We start from the raw sequence: 3,300 nt of genomic DNA on the forward strand, positions 1-3,300 counted from the left end.
GGGGGGGGGGGGCCCCCCCGCCGCCGTCGTTTCCGGGCCCGGCCCTCCGGACGCCCCTGGAGACGCCCTACGGCGACGCCCTACGGAGACGCCTTACGGAGGCGACCGCTAGAACGGCCGCAGCGCGGGCTCCTTGCGCCCGCCGCCCAACAGCCGCTCCAGCGCCCCCTCCACATCACCCCGCCAGGAGAGCGTCGTCCGCGCCTCCAGACGCAGCCGCGGGTAGCGCTGGTGCGGGCGGACGGTCTTGAAGCCGACCGCGAGCAGATGGTCGGCCGGCAGCACGCAGCTGGTCGGCACCCGCCCGGACGAGCCGAAGGCCTCGATCGCCCGCACCCCTCGCCCGATCAGGTCCTTGGCCACCGTCTGCACCAGCACCCGGCCGAGGCCCTGGCGCTGGTAGCCCGGCAGCACCCGGCTGACCATCAGCTGAACGGCGTCCGCCGACACCGGACTGGTCGGGAAGGACTGCGAGCGGGGGACGTAGGCGGGCGGTGCGTAGAGCACGAACCCGGCGGGCCGGTCGTCCACGTAGACGATCCGCCCGCAGGAGCCCCACTCCAGCAGCACCGTGGAGATCCACCCCTCCTTCTCCAGCTCCGGCTTGCCCGCCTCCACCGCCTCCTTCGCGCTGACCGGGTCCAGCTCCCAGAACACGCAGGAGCGACAGCCGTTCGGCAGGTCCCCGAGGTTGTCCAGCGTCAGCGGAGCGATCCGCCGTCCCATGGCCGCACCTCCTCCCTCTCACGGTCGAGCATTCCCCCACGAACGCCGATGGGTGCATGTTTCACGTGAAACAGCGCTCACGTGGAACACGCACCCATCGGGTCGTTGCCCTCGGCCGGCCGGTCCGGCTCAGCCCTGCGACAGCCGCAGACCGTCCTCACCCGGGGCCATGCTGTCCAGGATCCGGTTCAGGTCCTCCACCGAGCCGAACTCCAGCACCACCTTGCCCTTGCCCAGCTTCCCGCCGCGCTGCGACACCTCGACCTTGACCCGGGTGTCGAAGCGGTCGGACAGCCGGCTCGCCAGGTCGTTGAAGGCCGGGGAGTTCAGCTTGCCCGCCTTCGGCGCCTGGCGCTTGGGCTCCTCCGGTTCCTCCGAGCGCATCAGCACGACGATCTCCTCGACGTTGCGCACCGTGAGGCCCTCGGCGATGACCCGCGCGGCCAGCCGCTCCTGCTGCTCGGGCCCCGACAGGCCGAGCAGCGCCCGGGCGTGTCCGGCCATCAGCGTCCCGGCCACCAGCCGGGTCTGGACGGACGGCGGGAGCTTCATCAGCCGCAGGGTGTTGGAGACGTGCGTGCGGGAGCGGCCGATCCGGTCGGCCAGCTCCTCGTGGGTGCAGGCGAAGTCCCGCAGCAGCTGGTCGTAGGCGGCCGCCTCCTCCACCGGGTTCAGCTCGGCGCGGTGCAGGTTCTCCAGGAGCGCGTCCAGCAGCAGCTTGTCGTCCTCGGTGGCCCGGACGATCGCCGGGATCCGCTCCAGCCCGGCCTCCCGGGAGGCGCGCCAGCGGCGCTCGCCCATGATCAGCTCGAAGCTGTCCGCACCGACCTGGCGGACCACGATCGGCTGGAGCAGCCCGACCTCCTTGATGGAGGTGACCAGCTCGGCCAGCTTGTCCTCGTCGAAGACCTCACGCGGCTGGCGCGGGTTCGGGGTGATCGCGTCCAGCGGCAGCTCGGCGAAGTACGCACCGGCCGGCTGCGCCTGCTCGGCCCGCTTCTCCGCGGCCGCCCGGGCCGCCACCGTGCCGCGGCCGCTCGGCAGCGGCGTCACCGAGGCCGGTGCGGGCGCGGCTGCCGCGGGCTTCGCCTCCGCCCCGCCGTCCACCGGCGCGGCGGGGCGGATCAACGCCTCCAGCCCTCGTCCCAGACCAACCCTGCGAGCACTCACTGATGACCCTCCGTCGTGCCGTGCTGTGCCACCGGGGCGCCGTGCCCCTGCTGGCCGTCCCGCTGCTGACCCACCAGCGAGCCGCCCTGGCCCACCGCACGCAGCGCGAGCTCGCGGGCGGCCTCCAGGTAGGAGAGCGCCCCGGTCGAGCCCGGGTCGTAGGTGAGCACCGTCTGCCCGTAGCTGGGCGCCTCCGAGATGCGCACCGAGCGCGGGATCGCCGTGCTCAGCACCTCTTGGTGGAAGTGGGTCCGGACCTCCTCGGCGACCTGGGCGGCCAGCCTGGTCCGGGCGTCGTACATGGTGAGCAGGATGGTCGACACGTGCAGTGCGGGATTGAGGTGCGCGCGCACCAGCTCGACGTTGCGCAGCAGCTGACCGAGGCCCTCCAGGGCGTAGTACTCGCACTGGATCGGGATCATCACCTCCTGGCCGGCGACCAGGGCGTTGACCGTCAGCAGACCCAGCGAGGGCGGACAGTCGATCAGGATGTAGTCGAGCGGCTGCTCGTAGGCGGCGATGGCCCGCTGGAGCCGGCTCTCCCGGGCCACCAGGGAGACCAGCTCGATCTCGGCGCCGGCCAGGTCGATGGTGGCGGGAACGCAGAACAGCCCCTCGACGTCGTGCACCGGCTGCACCACGTCGGCCAGCGGCTTGCCCTCCACCAGGACGTCGTAGATGGACGGCACCTCGGCGTGGTGGTCGATGCCGAGCGCCGTGGAGGCGTTGCCTTGCGGGTCGAGGTCGACGACCAGGACGCGCAGGCCGTGCATGGCGAGCGAGGCGGCCATGTTCACGGTGGTGGTGGTCTTGCCCACCCCACCCTTCTGGTTGGCGACCACGATCACCCGGGTGGCGGCGGGCCGGGGCAGTCCCTCGCCCGCTCGGCCGATCGCCTGAACCGCAGCCTGGGCAGCCCGTGCGATGGGCGTGTCATCGATCTGGTCGACGGTCTCCGAGTCCTGCATGGGGGTCAGTGTTTCACGTGAAACCGGAGCGGCAACAGTCGCCGCCCGGTCACGGCGGAGGATGCCCGAGAGCAAGGAGCGACGTTTCACGTGAAACACCATGCCCGCTATGCCGGAAATCTGACGTTGCGACACTCCGGAGTCCCGGGGGCACCACCCGGCCGAACGCCGGGGGGAACAGCGGCCCGTCCGCCACCTGAACGACGACGGGCGGACGATCCTCCCTCGCAGGAGGCCCGTCCGCCCGTGTTCGGTACGTCGTCGGCGTCACGCCGGATCAGCGGCTGCGGCGCCGCCCGCCCCGGCCGCGCTCGCCGTTCCGGACGCTCGCGGTGCGACCCGCCCGGGCCGCCTTGGCACGCCGGGTGGCCGCCTTCACCCCGCCGGGGCCCGCGTCGGCCAGCACCAGCGCACCGCCGACCACGTCCGAGTGGCC

The 3,300-nt window shown here is 72.6% G+C and carries 3 protein-coding genes; all 3 read right to left on the reverse strand.

Annotation, left to right across the window (positions count from 1 at the left end; all coding sequences use genetic code 11):
• Nucleotides 1-108: 108 nt before the first annotated feature.
• Nucleotides 109-726: a GNAT family N-acetyltransferase gene (locus ACIQOV_RS33885; RefSeq protein WP_359907015.1), complete on the reverse strand. Its 618-nt coding sequence runs from the start codon at nucleotides 724-726 to the stop codon at nucleotides 109-111.
• Between the two features lie 129 nt (nucleotides 727-855).
• A complete protein-coding gene (locus ACIQOV_RS33890) occupies nucleotides 856-1,896 on the reverse strand; it encodes a ParB/RepB/Spo0J family partition protein (protein WP_359907012.1) in 1,041 nt (346 codons plus the stop codon).
• On the reverse strand, nucleotides 1,893-2,837 hold the full coding sequence (locus tag ACIQOV_RS33895; protein ID WP_359907026.1) for a ParA family protein: 945 nt from the start codon (nucleotides 2,835-2,837) through the stop codon (nucleotides 1,893-1,895). Before ACIQOV_RS33895 ends, ACIQOV_RS33890 begins: the two co-directional genes overlap by 4 nt.
• Between the last annotated feature and the right edge of the window lie 463 nt (nucleotides 2,838-3,300).

Origin of the sequence: Kitasatospora sp. NPDC091257 (genome assembly GCF_044757675.1) — a bacterium.
Lineage (GTDB): Bacteria > Actinomycetota > Actinomycetes > Streptomycetales > Streptomycetaceae > Kitasatospora > Kitasatospora lactacystinica.